Here is a 22632-nt window from a genome sequence, read left to right on the forward strand (position 1 = left end):
AATTAGTAACTACATTAGTTAGCCTGCGAATGACTTCCAAGATTGGTTTAAAACACATTCACGCGATTGCGCCATATGTTGGTGGTCGTCCCATCAGTGAAGTGGCACGTGAGTATGGCTTAGACGAAAATAAGATTGTGAAACTGGCTTCTAATGAAAATCCATTAGGAATGCCAAAGTCTGCGCTAGATGCCATGCTGAAAGCCGCTAGTGATCTAGGTCGTTACCCAGACTCCAATGGCTTTGAATTAAAAAAAGTTTTATCCAATCGCCTAGGTGTTCCAAGTGATTGGATTACGCTAGGTAATGGTAGTAATGACATCCTAGAGCTTGCTGCCCGTGCAGTTGCGCAAGCAGGCGATGAAGTATTTTTTTCTAGGCATGCATTTGCTGTGTACCCTCTGGCAACTCAGGCTGTGGGCGCTAAAGCAATTGAGGTAGCTCCCACAGATAGTTATGGCCATGACTTGCCAGCAATATTGGCCGCAATCAAAGCTGCTGGTGATAAAGCGAAGTTGGTGTTTGTTGCCAATCCAAATAATCCAACGGGTAGCCATCTCTCAGCAAAAGAGATTGAAGATTTTCTGATAGCGCTGCCTTCACATGTAGTGGTTGTTTTAGATGAGGCGTATAACGAGTACCTCAGTCCAGAGCAACGCTATGACGCCATTGCTTGGGTGAAACGTTTCCCCAACATGATTTTGTCTCGCAGCTTCTCAAAAGCATACGGCTTAGCTGGACTACGAATTGGATATGGAGTTGCACAACCCCATTTAACCGATTTACTGAATCGCATTCGTCAACCGTTCAATGTGAATAGTCTGGCCCAAGCTGCAGCAATTGCCGCGTTTGGAGACACAGCATTTTTGCAAGCAGGTTTTGAGCTCAATCGTGCTGGTTATCAACAACTCACTAAGGCATTTGAGCAATTAGATCTTACTTATTTACCCTCTGCTGGAAACTTTGTGCTGGTAAAGGTAGGTGATGATGATCAAGCAGGTGAGCGTATTAATTTGGAATTACTTAAACGCGGCATTATCGTTCGGCCTGTGGGTAATTACGGTCTACCACAATGGTTGCGTATCTCAATTGGTTTGCCTGAAGAGAATGCCGCTTTTATTGAAGCACTCAAAGCTATTCTGGCGTAACAGTAAGAAGACATTTACCTATGACCACCAAGCATCCTACAAGTAATTACGGCACCGTCTCCATTGTGGGAGTTGGTTTAATTGGCGCATCTTTAGGCTTAGCGCTCAAGCACGCTGGAGTAGTGAATAAAGTCTTAGGTGTTGGTCGAAGTAAAGAAAATCTAGATCAAGCGCAAAAGATGGGTGCGATTGATGGGGTAGTAGATCTAGTTGAGGCAACTAAACAGTCTGATGTCATTGTGCTTTGCATGCCTGTTGCGCAAATGCGCGCTGCCTTTGAAGTGATTGAACCGCATCTTGAGCCCAGAACTATGGTTACCGATGCAGGCAGCACTAAAGGCGATGTGATCTTGGCTGCAAAAGAAGTATTAGGTAAGAAGGCGTGTCAGTTTGTGCCCGCTCATCCGATTGCTGGTGGTGCGCAGCATGGCGCTAGCGCTGCAAAAGTAGATTTATTTCAAGGCAAACAAACTATTGTTTGCCCCTTACAAGAAAACTCTCCCGAAGATATCGCCTTGATCATAGGCTTTTGGGAGTCAGTTGGTTCAGCCGTAAAAAAGATTGGTAGCGTACAACACGATGCTATTTATGCCGCCGTATCCCATCTCCCGCATCTGCTTTCTTATGCCTTAATGGCTAGCGTTCTTAACTCAGAGGATGCCGATCAAAAACTTGGTCATGTAGGCGCAGGGTTTAAGGATTTCACTCGCATTGCTGCTTCTAGCCCAGAAATGTGGCGCGATATTTGTTTAGGTAATCGCACTGCCATTCTGAAAGAGTTGGATCAATACGTATTGATCGTGACCCATCTGCGCAAATTGATTGCTGAGGGTGATGGCGCTGGTTTAGAAAAGTTATTCAATCAGGCAAGTAAAGCGCGTCAAGATTTGGATGAGGCTTAATGGCTCATTCGCCTAGCATTCAGATTGGACCATTCAAACGAGCTCAAGGCTCGATTATTTTGCCTGGTTCTAAAAGTATTTCTAATCGGGCTCTACTTCTAGCGGCGCTTTCTACAGGCACTACCACTTTAAAGAATTTGCTTGACGCAGATGACACACAGGTCATGCGCAATGCTTTGCGTCAGCTTGGATTATCTGTCGATGACCAGGCCAATAACGTTTGTGTAGTCGAAGGTTGTGGTGGCCGCTTTGCGGTGCGCAAAGCAGATTTGTTTATGGGCAATGCAGGTACTGCCATTCGGCCATTGACTGCAGCGCTTGCAATGCAGGGCGGCGACTATCGACTTTCCGGTGTTGCTCGCATGCATGAGAGACCGATTCGGGATTTAGTCGACGGTCTGCGTCAAGTGGGAGCTAAGATTGAATACGAACTACAAGAAGGTTATCCGCCGATTCAGATTTTGGCTGCAGATATTCAAATTAAGGATGTCGTTAAAGTACGCGGTGATGTATCAAGTCAGTTCCTAACCGCATTACTGATGGCTTTACCACTCGTTGCGGTACAGCCTGTTCGCATTGAAGTTGTTGGTGAGCTGATTTCACGTCCATACATTGATATCACCCTAAAACTGATGACGCATTTTGGGGTCAATGTTGCTTGCCCAGATGCACAGTCATTTGTGATCCCCGCCAAAACATCAGATGCTGTTTATAAGAGCCCTGGAGAGTTATCGGTCGAAGGTGATGCCTCCTCTGCCTCCTACTTCCTCGCCCTTGGCGCCATTGGTAGCGGCCCTGTCCGAGTCTTGGGTGTTGGTAAAGATAGCATTCAGGGTGATGTGGCATTTGCTGATGCACTTGCTTTGATGGGCGCCAATATTACTACTGGTGACGAATGGATTGAAGTAGCTGGTGTTAAGAATGCCAATGGCAAGCTTAATGGCATCACGATGGATTGCACCGAGATACCTGATGCAGCAATGACTCTCGCTGTTGCTGCACTATTTGCCGAGGGTCCCACACGCTTAAATCATATTGCGAGCTGGCGCGTTAAAGAAACCGATCGTATTGCAGCCATGGCAACAGAATTAAGAAAGCTTGGCGCAACTATTGAAGAGGGTGCTGACTATATTGTTGTTCAAGCACCATCACAAAAAGATTGGAACTCTCCGAGCGAAGGCATTGATACTTATGATGACCATCGTATGGCCATGTGTTTCTCTCTGGCGGCTTTTGGTCTAAACGCTTTACAAATCAATGATCCCGATTGCGTTGCTAAAACTTTCCCAACTTACTTTGCAGAATTTAAGAAGATAGTTAGCTAATCTCATGAGTACTTACCCAGTTATCGCAATCGATGGGCCTACCGCTTCTGGTAAAGGTACGGTTGCTTCTTTGCTGGCAGAAAAACTGGGCTTTCATTATTTAGATAGCGGTGCGCTCTATCGCTTAGTCGCCTTAGCTAGTGAAAAACGAGGAATTGACCTTAAAAATGGCCCTGAACTCGGTCTTTTAGTTCCTAAATTATTGATTTCATTCAAAAAAAGTCAAATTTTCCTAGATGGCGAGGATGTTACAGAGGCGATTCGCACTGAAAACATTGGCCTCAGAGCCTCTGCTGTAGCGGTTCATCCTGAGGTTCGGTCTGCTTTGGTAGGTCTTCAGCGCAGTTTTCGGCAGTCTCCTGGCTTGGTGGCTGATGGTCGGGATATGGCCAGCATCATCTTCCCAGATGCAGTTTTGAAGGTTTTCTTGACCGCTACAGCGGCTGCCAGAGCAGAACGTCGCCATAAGCAATTGATAGCTAAGGGAATTTCTGCTAAACTTTCCGACTTACTGCAAGATTTGCAGGAGCGCGATGCCAGAGACAGTAGTCGAGGTACCGCACCCTTGTTAGTTGCAGATGGTGCAAAAGTGCTTGAAACATCAGAGTTATCGATAGATCAAGCAGTTAAGACAGTTTTGGATTGGTATCAATCTGCGATTGTTTAGTTTTTTAGTAGCGAGTTGTAAGAAGTAGTTTTGGTGTCTGAAGAAACTCCACAACGCGATCATTTCATTAGCGTGTTTCTTAAGATTTTTTTAACCTAACCCGTTGGGCCTTCTGACGGTAAAAAGTGAATACACATGTCTGAATCATTTGCAGAATTATTTGAAGAATCATTAACCCGATCGAATATGAAGACCGGCCAAGTTATTTCGGCTGAAGTCCTTCGCATCGACCATAACTTCGTCGTTGTTAACGCTGGCTTAAAGTCTGAAGCGTTTATTCCTGTTGAAGAATTCCATAACGACGCTGGCGAGATTGAAGTAGCTCCTGGCGATTTCGTTTCCGTTGCTATCGACGCCCTTGAAAACGGCTATGGCGATACCATCCTCTCCCGTGACAAAGCGAAGCGCTTGGCATCATGGATGAATTTGGAAAAAGCACTCGAGCAAGCTGAGATTGTTACCGGTACTGTTACTGGTAAGGTCAAAGGTGGCTTGACTGTGATGGTGAACGGTATCCGCGCATTCTTGCCTGGCTCACTCGTTGACACACGTCCAATCAAAGACACCAGCCCTTACGAAGGTAAGACGATGGAGTTCAAGGTTATCAAGCTTGACCGTAAGCGTAACAACGTAGTGTTGTCACGTCGTGCAGTGGTTGAAGCCAGCCAAGGTGAAGAGCGTGCTAAGTTGATGTCTAACCTTAAAGAAGGTGCAGTAGTTACCGGCCTGGTTAAGAACATCACTGATTACGGTGCTTTCGTTGACCTCGGTGGTATCGATGGCCTCTTGCACATTACCGATTTGGCATGGCGTCGTGTGCGTCACCCAAGTGAGATGTTGACTGTTGGCCAAGAAGTGACCGCTAAGATTTTGAAGTTCGATCAAGAAAAGAACCGTGTTTCACTCGGCGTGAAGCAACTTGGTGATGATCCATGGGTTGGTATCGCTCGTCGTTACCCACCAAATACCCGTTTATTCGGCAAAGTAACGAACTTGACTGATTACGGCGCATTCGTTGAAATCGAATCTGGCATCGAAGGTTTGGTACACGTTTCTGAGATGGATTGGACTAACAAGAACGTTGCTCCAAGTAAAGCTACTGCACTAGGAACTGAAGTTGAAGTAATGGTTCTGGATATTGATGAAGACAAGCGTCGTATTAGCTTGGGCATCAAGCAGTGCAAAGCAAATCCATGGGAAGAGTTCTCACGTGCTCAGCAAAAAGGCGACAAGCTGACTGGCGCAATCAAGTCTATTACTGACTTTGGTGTGTTCATTGGCTTGCCTGGCGGCATTGATGGCTTAGTGCATCTCTCTGACATCTCTTGGAATGAACCAGGCGAAGAAGCTGTTAAGAAATACAAAAAAGGTGATGAAGTTGAAGCCACTGTATTGGCAATTGATGTTGAGAAAGAGCGTATCTCTCTCGGTATTAAGCAATTGTCTGGCGACCCATTCAATAACTACACATCCGTAAGCGACAAGGGTAGCCTTGTCACCGGTACTGTGAAAGCGGTTGATGCTAAGGGTGCAACGATTCACTTGGCTGATGAAGTTGAAGCTTACTTACGCGCCTCTGAGATCTCAACTGATCGTGTTGAAGATGCACGTAATGTATTGAAAGAAGGCGATAGCGTTACTGCAATGATCATTAATATTGATCGTAAGTCACGCGTCATCAATCTTTCAATTAAAGCAAAAGACAGTTCTGATCAACAAGATGCAATGAGCAAGCTCCAAGGTGATGCGCAGTCTGGCACAACCAATTTGGGCGCTTTGTTAAAAGCAAAAATGGACAATCAGGGTTAAATCAACATCGCCGCTTTCCTCTAGGAGAGCGGCGATTTTTTTTGATAGATCATGACAGATCAAGAGCAACAAGCAATTACTCGCTCCGAACTAGTGGAGAGCCTCGCGGAACAATTTCCGCAGCTTTTACCTAGGGATGTGGAGTTGGCAGTAAAAACTTTGTTAGATACGATGACTCATGCTTTGGCTGAGGGGAAACGCATTGAGTTGCGTGGCGTTGGCAGCTTTGTACTGCATCATCGTCCTGCACGTACTGGCCGCAATCCGAAGTCTGGCGATAAGGTCTTGATTCCAGAAAAACGCGTACCGCATTTCAAGCCCGGCAAAGAGTTGCGCGAGAGAGTAGATTACAAGCCACTGAAACAGGCGGGCCCCAAAGAGGGTTCCGGTGCCTAACATTCAGGCTCATCCTCAGTGGTCCATTCGGGCCATTTTTTTATTTAATTTCTTTCTGCCATGATTCAGATAGCGACATCTTGGCTATTACTCATCCCAGTCATGTTTGGGATTGGCTGGTTGGCGGCACGCTGGGACCTGCGCCTTGAAAATCGCATGGATGAGCGTGAACGCATGCAGCAGCAGCGCTCAACCTTTAAAGGTCTAAGCCTTTTATTAAATGAGCAACCTGATCAGGCGATTGAGACGCTCGTCAAAATTGCGCAGTTAGACCCAGAGACTATCGAGTTACATTTTTCATTAGGTAATTTATTTCGCCGCCGTGGTGAAACTGAGCGTGCTATTAAAGTTCACCAGCACCTCGCTAATCGAGATGACTTAAAACCACGTGATCGTGATCATGCCGCTTATGAGTTAGGCCGTGATTTTCTGCGCGCAGGCCTATTAGATCGTGCTGAAGCTTCATTAAACCGGGTGGGTGAAGGCAAGTTTGCCGTTCCAGCAAAAGAAAGCTTACTAGAGATGTATCAAGTTGAGCGTGACTGGAAAAAAGCCATCATCGCCGCGCATGAGCTTGCAACATTACAAGGAAAATCTCATCAAACTGAGATTGCTCAGTTTCATTGTGAGTTAGGTCAAGAGGCCTTACGTCGTAAAGATTTACAGGAAGCTGAGCAGTCGATACAGCGGGCTTTGCAAGCGATCCCGAACCATTCTCGTACCTTGATTTTGCAGGGTGATTATCTAATGGCGATGGAGCGTCCAGCACAAGCAATTGAGGCTTGGAGTTTAGTGGCTGCATCACATCCCGCTTACATGCACTTATTAGCCGATCGTTGGATGATTGCTCATACGATGATCAATCAGGTCGATGCAGGGTTAGATCGTCTATGCGAGCTGCTCAAGACCCAAGGTTCTGGCGAGTTGTTAGATGTAGTGCATAAGCAGCTCATGGCAATTCGTGGACCTCAAGCAGCTAATGTGATGCTCGCTGATGTGATGCAGCATTCACCTAGTTTGAGTGCTTTATCTAAGCTGGCTGAAACCCGCCTAGCCCTAGAGGAAGGTAGCGCCAATCCTGATAGAGTCTTAGAGTTGCAGTCGATTCTGAATCTCTTGCGTCAGCGAACCACTAGTTTGGCTAGATATACTTGTGGTAATTGTGGTTTTAGGGCGCGTCGATTCTATTGGCAGTGCCCTGGCTGTAATCATTGGGAGGCATACTCCCCAAGACGAACTGAAGGTGCTGCGCCTAGCGGCCCCTCAATGTAAAGAAGAGTGGAGATCCATTGAAAGTCACCATCATTGGCAGCGGTTACGTAGGTTTAGTTACTGGCGCTTGCCTTGCTGAGCAAGGTAATACTGTTTTTTGTCTAGACTTAGATCCTAAGAAGATCGAGATTCTCAATTCTGGCGGCGTTCCTATTTACGAGCCTGGATTAAAAGAAATGATTGAGCGCAATCGCGCAGCTGGTAGATTGCAGTTCTCCACTGATATCGCTGCATCTGTTGCTCATGGTGACATCCAATTTGTTGCAGTGGGCACTCCTCCTGATGAAGATGGCTCTGCTGATCTCCAATATGTAGTTGCAGCAGCTCGCAATATTGGCCGCCATGCAACCACTCCTAAGGTAGTAGTGGATAAATCGACTGTGCCTGTTGGAACTGCAGATAAAGTATCTGCTGCGATCAAAGAAGAATTAGAAAAAAGAGGCCAACCAGCGGACCTATGCTCGGTAGTTTCTAATCCAGAGTTCTTAAAAGAAGGTGCTGCTGTAGAAGACTTTATGCGCCCTGATCGCATTGTGATCGGTACTGAAAATACTCCGGCAGGTCTTAGGGCTAAAGAGCAAATGCGCAAACTCTACGCCCCATTTAACCGCCACCATGAGCGTACCTACTACATGGATGTTAAAAGCGCTGAGCTAACCAAGTATGCAGCGAATGCCATGCTAGCAACTCGGATTTCTTTCATGAATGAGTTGGCAAACTTGGCTGATTTAGTAGGCGCCGATATTGAAGCGGTACGACAAGGAATTGGCTCTGACTCACGTATTGGTTATGGATTTTTATATTCAGGAACTGGTTACGGTGGTTCTTGTTTTCCGAAGGATGTTTCAGCACTTTCAAAGACTGCTAAAGAACATGGTAGGGATTTAAAGATTTTGGATGCTGTAGAAGCGGTTAATGAACAGCAAAAATATATCCTGATTGAGAAGATTGAAAAGCGCTTCGGCAAAGATTTATCCAAGATGAAGTTTGCACTATGGGGTTTGGCATTTAAGCCGAATACTGACGATATGCGTGAAGCACCTAGCCGCGTGATCATCCAGGAATTAGTGAAGCGTGGTGCCTCAGTACTTGCCTATGATCCAGTAGCTATGCCAGAAGCAAAGCATTGTCTGGAGTTGGACTTCAAAGCTAACCCTGAAGGGCTTAAGAAGGTGGCGATGGTAGATAAGCCAATGGATGCTTTAGATGGCTGTGATGCTCTAGTGATTGTGACCGAGTGGAAAGCCTTCCGTAGCCCAGACTTTGACCAAGTGATGCAAAAACTGACTCGACCAATCATTTTTGATGGCCGTAATCTATATGAGCCAAGTGCGATGCAGGAATTAGGTATTGAGTACTATGGCATTGGGCGACATAATTAAGTAAATACAAAAATAGTCCTATGGAAAAAGCGAACCGAGACCAGTTTTCTAAAGCACGCCTACTAGTGGTTGGCGATGTCATGCTCGACCGCTATTGGTTTGGCGATACCAATCGTATTTCTCCTGAGGCGCCTGTCCCTGTAGTGCAGGTTGGCAAGATCGATGAGCGTTTAGGTGGCGCAGCTAACGTTGCTCGTAACGTAGCCGCATTAGGTGCAAAAACAACCATCCTTGGCATTGTTGGTAATGACGAACCTGGTAAGCGCGTAGTTGAATTACTGAAGTCATCCGGTGTTGATAGCCAGTTAGAAGTTGATGTTAAGGTGCCAACGATTGTGAAGTTGCGTGTGATTGCACGCCAACAGCAATTAATTCGTCTTGACTTTGAAGAGACCCCAAGTGAACAAGCCTTAGCCCATAAGTTAGAGCGCTATGAAAAATTGGTTGGCGCTGCCGATGTGGTGATTCTGTCTGATTACGGCAAGGGCGCTTTGGGTCAGGTGGCTCATATGATTGAGCAGGCCAGAGCGCAGAAAAAAGTCATCTTGGTTGACCCTAAGGGCGAAGACTATGAAAAGTATCGTGGTGCTACTGTCTTAACTCCTAACCGTAGTGAATTGCGTCAGGTAGTTGGTAAGTGGGCTAGCGAAGAGGATCTGACTAATAAAGCTCAAGCTCTTAGAAAGTCATTAGATTTAAAGGCGCTATTACTCACCCGCTCAGAAGAAGGAATGAGTTTATATACCGAAGCAGGCGTGAGTCACGTTAAGGCTCAGGCACGCGAGGTATTTGATGTTTCTGGTGCTGGCGATACCGTGATTGCAACTTTAGCAGTTGCTTTAGCAGCCCAGTGGCCATTAGAACAAGCGATGGCTTTAGCAAATCGTGCAGGCGGTATTGTGGTTGGCAAGCTTGGCACAGCAACTGTTACTTCAGAGGAGCTACAGTGACTATTATCGTAACTGGCGCTGCTGGTTTTATCGGCGCAAATATCGTTCAAGCCCTGAATGCGCGTGGTGAAAAAAATATCATTGCCGTGGATGATCTTCGCCCCGCAGATAAGTATCGCAATCTTGCTGATTTAGATATCAGCGACTATCTTGATAAAGATGAGTTCTTAGAGGCTTTTAGAAGCGGTAAGTTTGGCAAAGTAAAAGCAGTATTTCATGAAGGTGCATGCTCTGACACCATGGAGACTGATGGCATTTTCATGATGGCAAATAACTATCGCTACACCATGGACCTGCTAGATATTTGCACTGCTCAAAAAGTGCAGCTCTTATATGCATCATCAGCCGCTATCTATGGTGGTTCTGACGTGTTTGTGGAAAGTCGTGAACATGAGAAGCCACTGAATATCTACGGCTACTCGAAATTTCTATTTGATCAAGTGATGCGTCAGCGTTTTTCTGAGAAAGCCAATACTGCGCAAGTAATTGGCTTCCGCTACTTCAATGTGTATGGCCCTCGTGAATCACATAAAGGCCGCATGGCGTCTGTAGCCTTTCATCAATATCACCAGTACAAGGCTAACGGCCACGTAAAACTCTTTGGTGAATATGGTGGTTATGGTCCGGGCGAGCAAAGCCGTGACTTTGTCTCAGTTCAAGACGTAGTGAAAGTAAATCTCTTCTTCTTAGATCACCCAGAAATCAGCGGCATCTTTAATTTAGGTAGCGGCAAGGCACAACCTTTTAATGATGTTGCATATGCAGTAGTCAATGCCATGCGTAAGCTGGATAAAGCCAAACCAGCGACTCTACAAGAGTTGGTAAAAGAAAAAGCGATTGAGTACATTCCATTTCCAGATGCACTCAGAGGTAAATATCAGTGCTTCACTCAAGCAGACCTCACGAAACTTCGTGCTGCTGGCTATACAGAACCCTTCCTTGATGTTGAGCAAGGCGTCACTCGCTATATTGAGTGGTTAGAGGCGAATTCAGGCTTCCTGGCTAATCCCCTTTAGGCTATAAAAGCATCGTTTATAGGTGCTAATTCGCAGGGGTAACTAGGCATCTCTACTAAGCGCCCGTTTACTAGTTTTGAGCTACCATATTGCTTATAAAAACTAGGGGATTCCTATGCGCAAGATACTTACTGTTATCGCATTCATGCTGTTCTGCAACATAGTTCTCTTTTCATCTCAATCATTCGCAGCGCCGAGCAAAGATGATGCTGATGTAGAAAATATTAAAGCGCCACCAAGGGACGTAAAGGATATTTTACAAATCCTCAGTCAAACTCGCCAGGATCAGTCCCTTATAGATAAAGCGAAAAAGACGCTTGCAAAATCCCCTCCATCGACAAGTGACACTAGCGCTCTTAATCACTACTACTATCAGCGTGCTGTTGCAGAAAATGCATTAGAAAACAGTAAAGAAGCTTTAGAAAATTTTAAAAAAGCTGCGATTGATTATCCTAGTCTCGACATAGCGATGCAACTAGATGAAAGAATGCAGTATGCCCAGCAAGAGCAAAAAAGGGGTAACTTAGTGCTTGCCAAAAAACTAGTAGAAGATACAAAGGCAATGATTCCCAATAATCTGAGTGGATGGAAGATAAGCTCTGGGCAAACTATGGTCGCTATCTGTTTGCAAATGGGAGATTTTGATTGTGCAAATAAAGCGCTTGCTACCCTTGAAGCAGATTACTCTAATCTGATTAGCGTAGCTAGGAATCCGAATTTTATCTACAGGACGAACTGGCAGTTGGGTTATGAGCGGGCTCGTGGCAGAGTTTTCATGTCGGAAGGCAAATTTGTTGAGGCTGAGAGGAGTTTTAGAACTGCTCTAGGTTTAAATAAAACAATTCTTGAGAATGTCAAAGATAGTAATAAGGACGCATTAGATAATGATGTCAGGGTATTACAGGATATTTCTAGCACTCCAAGATACGCTTATGGTCAAAGGGCTTCTCTATATAACCAGTTGGCAAATGCTTTTTTGGGTCAGCGACGCTTGATGGATGCTGAATATTGGGCAAGAGAGTCGGTTGTATTGGCGATTAATCGTGAGGGAGTTAATTCTGCAGGCACCTGTTTTGCACTATTAACACTATCAAAAATTATTAGTGAGCAAGGACGTCAGGCTGAGGCGGTGATGTTATCTCAGGCAGCTCTCAAGGTAGCTATGCAATCGACGAATTATTCTGCGTCTCCCTTGATTGCTACATCAAGGAAAGTTTTGGCGACATCTCTAGCTGCGGATGGTAAGTACGCCCAAGCAGATAAAGTCTTTAGTGAGATGGTTGAAGGTCTTAAGGCCGACCCTGAGATTGCCGCGCGTTATCAATCTGGCGATTTAGATTGGGCGATTGCATTAATTAAAACAGGCAAGGCACCTCAGGCTGTGACAATGACTGCAGATATGTTGTCTAAGGCCGACGCTCGAATGGAAAAAGGCTCCCCCCGATTGGCAACGATCAGAGCATTTAATGCCTCTGCACTCCAAGTGTCTGGGCAGGGATCTCAGGCACTAACACAGTTTAAGCAATCTATTCCGATATTGATTGACCAAGCGCGCAATGATTCAGAAAATGGCTCTTCAACAATACGTCAAACACAAAGAATGACATTTGTTTTAGAGGAGTATTTAGCCTCACTCGCTCAACAAGCGAAATCTGATCCATCGGGTGCTACAGCAGCTGAAGCCTTCCAAATTGCTGACCTGGCTCGTGGCAGCGGTGTGCAGCGTGCCTTAACTTCTAGTGCTGCGCGGGCCAACATCTCTGATCCTCAACTTGCTTCACTTGCTCGTCGTGAGCAAGATTTACAGCAGCGTATCAATACTTTGACAGAGCTCTTAACTGGATTACTCTCTGCACCGCCTGCGCAACAGCTGCCTGCTGCTCAAACCAAAATTCGTTCTGACATCACTACCTTTAAAGCTCAACGCGAAGATCTTAAAAAAGAGATTGAGCGTAAGTATCCTGATTATGCTGAATTGGTTGAGCCTAAACCCGCCTCAGTAGAGCGCACTCAAAAAGCCCTTAAGCCTGATGAAGTGCTGATCTCTTGGTATTTTGGCGATAACGTGGGTTATGTTTGGGCTATTACTAAAGATAAGCCTGCGCAATTTGCCCAGCTTACTATTGGTCGTGCACAAATGGCCAAAGAAGTTGCTCAGTTGCGTAAAGCCTTAGATCCTGGCGTTGCTACTATTGATGAGATTCCCGCTTTTGATGTGGCGCTTGCCAATCAACTCTATCAACAGGTACTCGCTCCAGTACAAAGTGCCTTTGCTGGTAAAAAAGTGATGTTGACTGTGCCTCATGCTGAGTTAGGCCAGCTGCCTTTATCACTGTTGGTAACTAAGCCAACTACTCAACCTGCTAAGGGGGGTGCAACCCCGTTCCTTGGATACAAGACTGTTCCTTGGTTAACGAGAGACATTGCTGTTGCTCAAGTGCCTTCCGTTACTGCCCTGACTGCACTACGCTCCTTGCCAGTAGGCAATCCTAATCGCAAGAACTTTATTGGGTTTGGTGACCCTTACTTTAGTGCCCAGCAAGAGCAGCAAGCTGACAAACAGGTAAAGGCTACTCAGCTAGCAACCCGAGGAGTGCCACTGAACTTACGTAGCGCACCTAAGACCTCCGGTGTGAGTTCTGCTGAGTTAGCACTCTTGCCACGCTTACCTGATACCAGCCTTGAGTTAGAAGAGATTGGTAAAGCGATTGGTGCGGGTGATGGCGATATCTTCTTGCATAAACAAGCTTCAGTAAAGCAAGTGATGTCGACAGACTTATCTAATCGCAAGGTAGTGATGTTCGCTACTCATGGTTTAGTCCCAGGGGAGCTCAACGGTCTGACTCAACCAGCACTAGCACTATCGTCTCCTGATGTCACAGGCGATAAAGATGATGGCCTCTTAACGATGGACAAAGTTCTGACCTTAAAGTTAGACGCTGACTGGGTAGTACTCTCTGCTTGTAATACGGCAGCGGGTGAGGGTGCTGGCTCTGAAGCAGTCTCTGGTCTTGGTAGAGCCTTCTTCTTCGCTGGTGCTAAAGCCCTCTTGGTCTCTAACTGGCCAGTAGACTCGGTTGCCTCTAGAACCATGATGACCGATCTCTTTAAGAATCAGCAAAAGGCCCAAGGTACTAGTAAGGCTGAACTCCTCAGACAAGCCATGCTCAACCAAATTGACCAAGGTGGCATGAAAGAAGGCGCTAATATGAAGTATGCCTATGCCCACCCCTTGTTCTGGGCTCCCTTTGTAGTAGTGGGGGATTGATTTAAGATCTAGTTATCGATCCTATTTAATTATTGAAAGCCTTTATGAAATTGAGTCATATATTACTTGCTGCATCACTGCTCGTTTCTTCCCAGTGGAGTATTGCTGCTGCTTTGATTAGTGCAAAAGAAGCAGCTTTGCCACCGGCAGCAGGCGCACTTGCTACTCGCGGTATTTCTCGTGGGCCAGCGATTAAGTTGACCTCACCAGAAGCCGATACACCAGTAGCTGCTCCATTCGATTTCAAGGTGAGTTTTGAGCCACGCGGTGATGCAAAGATTGATCCAAGTTCTGTCAAAGTGGTTTACATGAAATCACCTTTTGTAGACTTAACTCCCCGCCTGAAGAACGCTATCTCTGCTAATGGTATTGATTTTGCAAAAGCAGATGTACCTCCAGGAACCCATACCATCCGTGTAACGGTTAAAGATACCGAGGGACGCGAAACAAATTCAGTATTGAATTTGGTAGTTAATAAATAATGAATTGCCCATATTGCCTATCTGAGGTTTCAGAAGAGGCTCACGTCTGCAAGACTTGTAGTCGTGACCTGTATCTTTTGAAACCGATGATGACTAAAATTGCTAGCCTAGAAGGTCAATTGGCTAAAGCTCCTAGCCAAGAAGTGAATGAACTCAGAATTGCTGAGCTTGAATACTTGCTGGATGAACAAAATCAGAAACTTGCAAATAGGTCTTTATTCACCTGGATAAAAGATATTGCTCTTTATCTGATCGTGCCATTACTTTTATTGTTGCTAGCACATTGGTTGATTGCGATTGTTTATGACACCAAGATGATTTATCTGCGCATCATTTCCATGATTCTGCCGCTACCCTTTGCCTATTTCTTATTTAAGGCCCATGCGCACAAGCTTTTCCCCTGGTTTATTGGTGTAGTCTTTCTGGCGATTGCTTCCGTGATTGGTATGAGTTGGATTACTAGCTTGGCGGATCATTCGCCTGTTTGGCCACAGAACCTATTTGAATGGAGAGAAGTTTTAGAGTATTCCGCGAGTATTGCTTTCAGTTTCTTAACAGGAATGCTGCTTGGCGGAGTTGCCTATGCAAATAAACAGAGGCGTCGTCAATCTGGCATCATGAGTGCGCTGATTAAAGTAGCATCAACTCAATCTGCAGGTGGTGTTTCTATTCAAGGTATGCATGGTCTTATGAAGGCCCTCCAAGAGTATGGTGGCACAGTGGTTGCATTGGGAACCACAGCTGTATCCATCTACACAGGTCTTAAAGGAATTATTGGTTAAGTAGGTATTAGCTTATTTTTTTGTAATCCCTAAAATATAGTCATCACTATCCATCTTCATTCGTTATAAATGATCCACGTGCACTTTGTGTCCGTGGATTTTTTATTTACTTTTGGAGAACAAATGATGAGACATTTTAATAATTTAATCCGAGCTGCCGCTCTTTCAGCAACTTTAGCATTTGTGTCTTTAGGTGTTACTGCATCTCCGATCAATGTGAATACTGCTTCGCAATCTGAATTAGAGAGTATTAAAGGAATTGGGCCATCTAAGGCAAAAACAATTATTGCTGAGCGCTTGGATGGTGGCCATTTTCAAGATGCAAATGATTTACAGAAGCGGGTACGAGGCATTGGCATGAAATCAGTGGAAAAGATGGTAGATAACGGTTTAACGATTGAGGCTCCTAGCTCCTTTCGAGAGCCCAACGGCAGAACTAAGAAAGAGGGTGGAGCCTCTAGTAGACGCAATTCTCGTACTCAAACTGGTAATCGCCATCAGCCGGAGCGTTCGGGAGCAGGTCGCAGAAATTAAGCCCTTACGCATATAGGTTTGCTTATGGCTAAAATGGCTACATGAGCAAACCTTCTTACCTAACTATTTCACAAACTGTAGGCAATACACCTTTAGTACAGTTACTACGGATTCCAGGGCTCGAGAACTCGACTCGTAATAATGTAATTTTGGGTAAGTTAGAAGGTAATAATCCAGCCGGGTCGGTGAAAGACCGACCTGCGCTGTCGATGATCATGCGTGCACAAGAGCGCGGTGAAATTAAACCTGGTGATACCTTAATTGAAGCAACGAGTGGGAATACTGGTATTGCTTTGGCTATGACAGCCGCGATGTTGGGCTACAAGATGGTATTGGTGATGCCAGAAAATCAAAGTATTGAGCGCCGTCAAAGTATGGCTGCCTATGGAGCTGAACTGATTCTGACTGCTGCCTCTGGTGGTATGGAGTTTGCTCGAGACTATGCACTCCAGCTCCAACGCGAAGGACGCGGTAGATTATTAGATCAGTTTGCCAACCCTGATAATCCGCGAGCCCATATTGAAACTACTGGGCCTGAGATTTGGCGCGATACCGATGGGCAAGTTACCCATTTTATTTCTGCGATGGGTACTACCGGAACAATTACTGGTGTCTCGACTTATCTCAAGTCGATGAATGCCGCTATTCAGATTATTGGTGCGCAGCCTGAAGAGGGTTCACAAATTCCAGGGATCCGCAAATGGGCTCCCGAATATCTCCCCAAGATTTACCAAGGCGATAGAGTAGATCGAATTGAATACGTCACGCAAGCGGACGCTGAAGAGATGGCACGTCGTTTAGCAGCAGAAGAGGGTATCTTCTGCGGCATATCCGCTGGTGGTGCTTTAGTTGTAGCCCTGCGCATTGCGCGTCAGGTTGAGAATGCTACGATTGTCTTTATTGTTTGCGACCGTGGTGACCGCTATTTATCTACCGGGGTATTTCCGGCCTAACTTGCTTTAGGCTTTTTCTTTGTGTGAGATTTCTTGTGCTTAGGTTTTTCACTGGCACTTGTTCTGTTTATTGTTTTGCTAGTGCTGTCTACTGGCACTACGCTTTGATTCTTATATCCCAGAGCCTCTGCAAACTCAGCAACACTTTGTGCATAGAAGTAACTCCGGTTGTATTGCACAATCGAAAGAAAGTTATTTAAGCCTACAAAGTATTGAACTTGGTCTGTGCCATCTTTATCTGGGTAGGGTAGATCCACAATAAAGGCTTTACTGTTAGGTTCAACACCACCACTTTGCAGATCACCTTGTTGTTTAGTCAAAATCCCTTTTTCAATCAGCTCTTGAACTGTATGTTTTAGCTGTGGTTCTCCATCAGCCAGATCATTGGCGGCTAGTATGGCATTGGCTTGCACAGGAAAAGAAATGGGCATGCCAGTCTGCCAACCATGTTTTTTCATGAAGTTGCCAACACTAGCAATGGCATCTTTTGGGCTTTGCTTTAAATCGATTTTGCCGTCGCCATCACCATCGATTGCAAAGCTACGAATACTGCTGGGCATAAACTGCGGAAGACCTATCGCACCCGCATAAGAGCTATTCTGGTTTAAGCAGGCACTAAAGCGAGCACTATTGACGCTTTGGATATTGTTCTTTGCTGGTAACTTGCCGCCAGCTTCGGTCCAACATAAAAGGATGAGTTCTTTGAGTTGGTCTTTAAAAAGTTGCTCACGGGCAGGTTTATTGGGCGTCTCAGGGTAACTAAAGGCTAGGGTAGATAAGACATCCTTTACCCGGAAATTACCAGTCTGGCGTCCATAGATGGTCTCAATGCCAATAATGGCAACAATGATCTCGGCGGGAACCCCAGAATCCTGTTCAACTTGGCTCAAAAAGGCCTGATTTTCTTCCCAAAAGGCCTTTCCAGCCTTCAGGCGGACAGGTTCAATAAAGCGCTTACGGTAGGCCAGCCAATTTTTCTTAAAAGTGCCCGATGGGGGTAATACCAATTTGCGTATTGAAGGAATCGTTTTAGCATCTACAAAGCCCGATTCTAGGCTTTGCAGGGGAATTTCTTGGGCCTGGGAAACTTGGCTGAGTAATTCATTGAGGTTTTGACTGACTCGCACTTCAGTAGCTGCATCATCAGCTTGGTTTACGATGGATTGCTCTGGCTTGGTTGGTGGCGTTGGCATGCTAGAGCAGGCGGCGAGAAGCAAGGCTAGCATTAAGCAGCAAACACGAAGATGCATGCGCGCTGTGATGGATTGTTGAGAAATAAACACGTTTTCTGAGATTATAAAAATAAGAATTTTGCTATTAAGGATTTAGAGTAATGACAACAGGATACATAACTCATCCAGACTTTCTGAAACATGAGATGGGAAGTCATCATCCAGAATGTCCCGAACGAATTCAGGCGATCAATGATCAATTGATCCGTAGTGGCGTAGATCGCTTCCTTCATCATTTGGATGCCCCCTTAGCAACCGAAGATCAATTGGAATTAGTACACAGTCCAGACCATGTTGCATTTGTCAAAGATAGCGCTCCAGAGAGTGGTTACTTCATGCTTGATGGTGACACTATTATGAACCCTCATACCTATAGGGCATCATTGCGTGCAGCAGGCGCTGCAATAGCGGGCGTTGATGCAGTGATGAAAGGTGAAGTCAATAACGTTTTTTGTGCTGTCAGGCCACCTGGACATCATGCTGAGCCAACGCGCTCTATGGGTTTTTGTGTGTTCGATAACGTTGCAGTTGCAGCCCGTTATGCTCAGGAAGCCTATGGCATTAAGCGTGTCGCGATTATTGATTTTGATGTGCATCACGGTAATGGCACCGAGGCTGCGTTTTTCAACGACCCCAGCGTCATGATGTGTAGCTTTTTTCAGCACCCTTTTTATCCATACAGCGGATTAGATCCTTCGGACAATATGGTGAATGTACCTTTGCCTGCATCTACTCGCGGTGATGTAGTTCGCTCGATTGTGGAAGAGCGCTGGTTGCCAGCCTTACGCAACTTTGAGCCAGAGCTCATCATCATTTCTGCAGGATTTGATGCGCATCGTGAAGATGACTTAGGTCAAATGGGTTTAGTGGAAGATGACTATGTTTGGATCACTCAGCGTCTTAAGGAAATTGCAAAAGATTACGCGCAAGGTCGTATTGTGAGCTGCCTAGAAGGAGGCTACAACCTTTCTGCCCTAGGCCGAAGCGTAGTAGCTCATGTCAAGGCGCTAGCAGACATTTAACTTACCCCAATGGAATTAAAGAACGGTTATTGAAAGTGCATGATGGCAAATATTTATGAACAAGGGCTGGATCGCAATTCGGCAAACTTCACCCCGATTACCCCACTGCTATTTTTAGAGCGTTCAGCGCAGACTTACCCCAATAAGACTGCCATCATTCATGGGCAGCTACGACAAACATGGCGGCAAACATATGTGCGTTGCCGTCGTCTTGCGAGTGCTTTGCAAAAGCATGGCATTGGCCTAGGGGATACGGTTGCAGTGATGCTGCCCAATACACCACCGATGGTAGAAGCGCATTTTGGTATTCCGATGTCAGGCGCCGTATTGAATGCCTTGAATACCCGTCTAGATGCAGAGTCGATTGCCTTCATGCTCAATCACGGTGAAGCCAAAGTCGTGATCGTTGATCCAGAGTTTTCAGCGGTGATGAAAAAAGCACTAGAAATCGCTCAAAAAGAAAGTGGCCGCAATATTTTGGTCATCGACGTTGAAGAAACAGAATTTGAGGTAGCGGGTGAGAAGCTCGGCAAACTCACTTATGAAAAACTACTCTCTGAGGGTGACCCAAACTTTGTATGGCAGATGCCTGCAGATGAATGGCAGGCAATTTGCCTGAACTACACCTCTGGTACTACAGGTAATCCTAAAGGGGTTGTCTACCACCATCGTGGTGCTGCAATTAATGCAGTATCCAATATATTGGATTGGGATATTAATAAGCATCCGGTGTATTTGTGGACACTGCCCATGTTTCATTGTAATGGCTGGTGTTTTCCGTGGACTATCGCAGCGCGTGCAGGTGTTAATGTTTGTATGCGCCGCGTGGATGCACCCAATATTTTTGCTGCAATTAAAGAGTATGGGGTAACTCACTACTGCGCCGCACCGATTGTTCATAACCTTTTGGTTAATGCCCCAGATGAACTGAAGGTAGACGTACCTTCAGGCGTGAGGGGCCTCATTGCAGGGGCTGCACCGCCAGCCTCCATCATTGAAGGTATGGAAAAACTGGGCTTTGATTTAACGCATGTCTATGGTTTAACTGAGACTTATGGCCCAGCCGCAATTTGTGTGAGACAAGATGAGTGGGATGATTTAGATATTGGTGAGCGCGCTCGCTTGAACGCACGTCAAGGGATGCGTTATCACCTGCAACAAGCAATTGATGTGCTGAATCCAGAAACCATGCAGCCGGTTCCTGCTGATGGTGAAACGATGGGTGAGATTATGTTCAAAGGGAACATCACTATGAAGGGCTACCTGAAGAATGAGAAAGCCACTCAAGGAGCATTTGAGGGTGGTTGGTTTCATTCGGGTGACCTAGCGGTGATGAACCCGGATGGTTACGTTAAGATTAAAGACCGCAGTAAGGACATCATCATCTCTGGCGGAGAAAATATTTCTTCTATTGAAGTGGAGGATGTTCTGTATCGCCACCCTGCGGTGATGGCTGCCGCAGTAGTTGCCAAACCTGATCCAAAGTGGGGTGAGACCCCATGTGCTTTTTTAGAAATCAAGCCTGGTGTTGAAGTAACTCCAGCGGAGATCATCGCCCACTGTAAAAAGCATTTAGCTGGATTTAAGGTACCCAAGGCCATTGTATTTGGGGAGCTACCGAAGACCTCAACTGGAAAAATCCAGAAGTTTGAACTGCGCAAGCAAGCTGGGTCTGCCACCGCTATTGATGTCTAGTTCTTAAGGCTTGGTGCGGATAAAATAAGAAGTTAAGCAAATGCTTGTAAATTTTTGTCAATATTGAGAATTCCAAATGAAGATCTTAGTTGCAGTAAAACGCGTCGTTGATTACAACGTCAAAATTCGAGTGAAGTCTGATGGTTCTGGCGTAGATCTTGCCAACGTCAAAATGAGTATGAATCCTTTTGATGAAATTGCTGTTGAAGAAGCAGTGCGCTTAAAAGAGGCGGGCATTGCAACTGAAGTAGTGGTGGTTAGTGCGGGCGCGACACAATGCCAAGAAACATTGCGGACTGCTTTAGCGATTGGTGCTGATCGCGCCATCTTGGTAGAGTCTGATGCTGACCTACAGCCACTCGCAGTCGCCAAGATTCTAAAGGCACTCTCTGAAAAAGAAGCTGCTCAAATCATCATCTTGGGTAAGCAAGCGATTGATGATGATAGTAATCAAACAGGCCAAATGCTGGCAAGTCTATTGGATATCCCGCAAGCAACTTTTGCATCTAAAGTGGTGGTAGCTGATGGTAAGGCTACGGTCACTCGCGAAGTTGATGGTGGTTTAGAGACGATTGCTCTCACATTGCCCGCAGTGATTACTACTGACTTACGTCTGAATGAACCTCGTTATGTGACTCTGCCCAATATCATGAAGGCCAAGAAAAAAATTATTGATATTGTGAAGCCTGAGGATCTTGGCGTCGATATTGCTCCACGTCTTAAAACTCTGAAAGTCGAAGAGCCGCCTAAGCGGAGCGCTGGCGTCATGGTAGCTGATGTAGCGGCCTTGGTAGACAAACTTAAAAATGAAGCGAAGGTAATTTAAATGGCTACTCTCGCCTCCCTCGTGATTGCTGAACACGATAATCAATCCTTAAAAGCAGCAACCTTAAATACTGTAGCGGCTGCCTTGCAATGCTCAGCCGATGTGGATGTACTAGTTGCTGGCAGTAATACGGATGCCGTAGCAAGCGCAGCAGCTCAAATTACAGGTGTGCGCAAGGTCATTCAAGTAGATGCCCCCAATCTTGCTGATCAATTGGCTGAGCCTTTAGCAGCGCAGATTCTGTCGATTGCAAATCATTACACTCATATTTTGGCTCCAGCAACTGCCAATGGTAAGAATGTGTTGCCACGGGTTGCTGCTAAGTTAGATGTTGCTCAGTTATCCGATATTACTAAGGTTGTCAGTAGCGATACTTTTGAGCGGCCTATCTACGCTGGTAATGCGATTGCTACTGTGCAAACAAATGATCCAATCAAGGTGATTACAGTCCGCACTACTGGCTTTGATCCTGTGGCCGCTACAGGTGGCTCAGCAGCGATTGAAAAACAAGCTGCCGTGCAAAGTAAATCTTCATCATCCTTTGTGGGTCGTCAACTGACGAAGTCTGATCGTCCAGAACTGACCGCTGCCAAGATTATTGTTTCTGGCGGTCGCGGTTTGGGTTCTGGTGAGAAGTACCAGGAGCTCATTGCTCCATTGGCTGACAAGCTGGGCGCTGCTCTAGGTGCTTCGCGTGCGGCGGTGGATGCAGGTTACGTACCCAACGATTATCAAGTTGGCCAAACTGGCAAGATTGTGGCTCCCGAGCTCTATATCGCGATTGGTATCTCGGGAGCGATTCAGCACTTGGCAGGTATGAAGGACTCTAAAGTGATTGTTGCTATCAACAAGGATCCTGAGGCTCCAATCTTTAGCGTTGCTGATTATGGTTTGGTAGCCGATCTCAATACTGCAGTGCCAGAACTGACTAAAGCGCTTGGCTAAGAGTATTTGCATTATTTGATTTGAAT

Annotated in this window: 19 protein-coding genes and 1 pseudogene; 19 read left to right on the forward strand and 1 reads right to left on the reverse strand. The window is 45.8% G+C overall.

Annotated features, from left to right (window positions below):
- Window positions 1-29 precede the first annotated feature (29 nt).
- The 15 genes and pseudogenes from hisC to cysM all read left to right on the forward strand — a co-directional run bounded on the left by hisC (window position 30) and on the right by cysM (window position 16886).
- Complete coding sequence (hisC, locus tag ICN29_RS09100; protein ID WP_216132480.1) at window positions 30-1148, forward strand: histidinol-phosphate transaminase; 1119 nt, start codon at window positions 30-32, stop codon at window positions 1146-1148.
- Window positions 1149-1168: 20 nt separating this feature from the next.
- Window positions 1169-2050, forward strand: a complete 882-nt coding sequence (locus ICN29_RS09105; protein ID WP_216132482.1) for a prephenate dehydrogenase — start codon at window positions 1169-1171, stop codon at window positions 2048-2050.
- Window positions 2050-3375, forward strand: coding sequence for a 3-phosphoshikimate 1-carboxyvinyltransferase (aroA, locus tag ICN29_RS09110; RefSeq protein ID WP_216132484.1), 1326 nt, complete (start codon window positions 2050-2052; stop codon window positions 3373-3375). Before ICN29_RS09105 ends, aroA begins: the two co-directional genes overlap by 1 nt.
- A gap of 4 nt (window positions 3376-3379) precedes the next feature.
- Window positions 3380-4042, forward strand: coding sequence for a (d)CMP kinase (gene cmk, locus ICN29_RS09115; protein WP_216132486.1), 663 nt, complete (start codon window positions 3380-3382; stop codon window positions 4040-4042).
- A gap of 135 nt (window positions 4043-4177) precedes the next feature.
- Complete coding sequence (rpsA, locus tag ICN29_RS09120; protein WP_087909260.1) at window positions 4178-5851, forward strand: 30S ribosomal protein S1; 1674 nt, start codon at window positions 4178-4180, stop codon at window positions 5849-5851.
- A 51-nt stretch (window positions 5852-5902) separates the two neighbouring features.
- A pseudogene (locus ICN29_RS09125) lies at window positions 5903-6241 on the forward strand (integration host factor subunit beta); the annotation flags it as partial.
- A gap of 66 nt (window positions 6242-6307) precedes the next feature.
- Entirely contained in the window at window positions 6308-7519 is a 1212-nt protein-coding gene (gene lapB, locus ICN29_RS09130; RefSeq protein WP_216132489.1) for a lipopolysaccharide assembly protein LapB, read from the forward strand.
- 17 nt (window positions 7520-7536) lie between these two features.
- Entirely contained in the window at window positions 7537-8901 is a 1365-nt protein-coding gene (locus ICN29_RS09135) for a UDP-glucose dehydrogenase family protein (RefSeq protein WP_216132491.1), read from the forward strand.
- Window positions 8902-8921: 20 nt separating this feature from the next.
- A complete protein-coding gene (gene rfaE1 / locus ICN29_RS09140) occupies window positions 8922-9851 on the forward strand; it encodes a D-glycero-beta-D-manno-heptose-7-phosphate kinase (protein ID WP_216132493.1) in 930 nt (309 codons plus the stop codon).
- Window positions 9848-10867 (forward strand): ADP-glyceromanno-heptose 6-epimerase, encoded by a 1020-nt coding sequence (rfaD, locus tag ICN29_RS09145; protein WP_216132494.1) that lies wholly within the window; start codon window positions 9848-9850, stop codon window positions 10865-10867. Before rfaE1 ends, rfaD begins: the two co-directional genes overlap by 4 nt.
- 115 nt (window positions 10868-10982) lie before the next feature.
- Window positions 10983-14135: a CHAT domain-containing protein gene (locus ICN29_RS09150; protein ID WP_216132496.1), complete on the forward strand. Its 3153-nt coding sequence runs from the start codon at window positions 10983-10985 to the stop codon at window positions 14133-14135.
- 44 nt (window positions 14136-14179) lie between these two features.
- The gene (locus ICN29_RS09155) at window positions 14180-14617 is read left to right on the forward strand and encodes a hypothetical protein (protein WP_216132497.1); all 438 of its coding nucleotides are present in this window, start codon (window positions 14180-14182) and stop codon (window positions 14615-14617) included.
- A gap of 86 nt (window positions 14618-14703) precedes the next feature.
- Entirely contained in the window at window positions 14704-15399 is a 696-nt protein-coding gene (locus ICN29_RS09160) for a hypothetical protein (RefSeq protein WP_216132499.1), read from the forward strand.
- Window positions 15400-15522: 123 nt separating this feature from the next.
- Entirely contained in the window at window positions 15523-15933 is a 411-nt protein-coding gene (locus tag ICN29_RS09165; protein WP_216132501.1) for a ComEA family DNA-binding protein, read from the forward strand.
- A 41-nt stretch (window positions 15934-15974) separates the two neighbouring features.
- Window positions 15975-16886, forward strand: a complete 912-nt coding sequence (gene cysM, locus ICN29_RS09170; RefSeq protein WP_216132503.1) for a cysteine synthase CysM — start codon at window positions 15975-15977, stop codon at window positions 16884-16886.
- Here cysM and ICN29_RS09175 read toward each other — a convergent pair.
- On the reverse strand, window positions 16883-18169 hold the full coding sequence (locus ICN29_RS09175; protein ID WP_369411665.1) for a lytic murein transglycosylase: 1287 nt from the start codon (window positions 18167-18169) through the stop codon (window positions 16883-16885). The genes cysM and ICN29_RS09175 overlap by 4 nt on opposite strands.
- A gap of 50 nt (window positions 18170-18219) precedes the next feature.
- On the opposite strand from ICN29_RS09175, the gene ICN29_RS09180 reads away from it, so the two are divergent.
- The 4 genes from ICN29_RS09180 to ICN29_RS09195 all read left to right on the forward strand — a co-directional run bounded on the left by ICN29_RS09180 (window position 18220) and on the right by ICN29_RS09195 (window position 22606).
- On the forward strand, window positions 18220-19140 hold the full coding sequence (locus ICN29_RS09180; RefSeq protein WP_216132506.1) for a histone deacetylase family protein: 921 nt from the start codon (window positions 18220-18222) through the stop codon (window positions 19138-19140).
- A 42-nt stretch (window positions 19141-19182) separates the two neighbouring features.
- Window positions 19183-20835 carry an acyl-CoA synthetase gene (locus tag ICN29_RS09185; RefSeq protein WP_216132964.1) on the forward strand — a complete coding sequence of 551 codons (1653 nt, stop codon included), beginning with the start codon at window positions 19183-19185 and terminating at the stop codon, window positions 20833-20835.
- 76 nt (window positions 20836-20911) lie between these two features.
- Window positions 20912-21661 (forward strand): electron transfer flavoprotein subunit beta/FixA family protein, encoded by a 750-nt coding sequence (locus ICN29_RS09190; RefSeq protein WP_216132507.1) that lies wholly within the window; start codon window positions 20912-20914, stop codon window positions 21659-21661.
- Complete coding sequence (locus ICN29_RS09195; protein WP_216132509.1) at window positions 21662-22606, forward strand: electron transfer flavoprotein subunit alpha/FixB family protein; 945 nt, start codon at window positions 21662-21664, stop codon at window positions 22604-22606.
- The last annotated feature ends 26 nt before the right edge of the window (window positions 22607-22632 follow it).

The sequence above is a fragment of the Polynucleobacter nymphae genome, assembly GCF_018882155.1.
Taxonomy (GTDB): domain Bacteria; phylum Pseudomonadota; class Gammaproteobacteria; order Burkholderiales; family Burkholderiaceae; genus Polynucleobacter; species Polynucleobacter nymphae.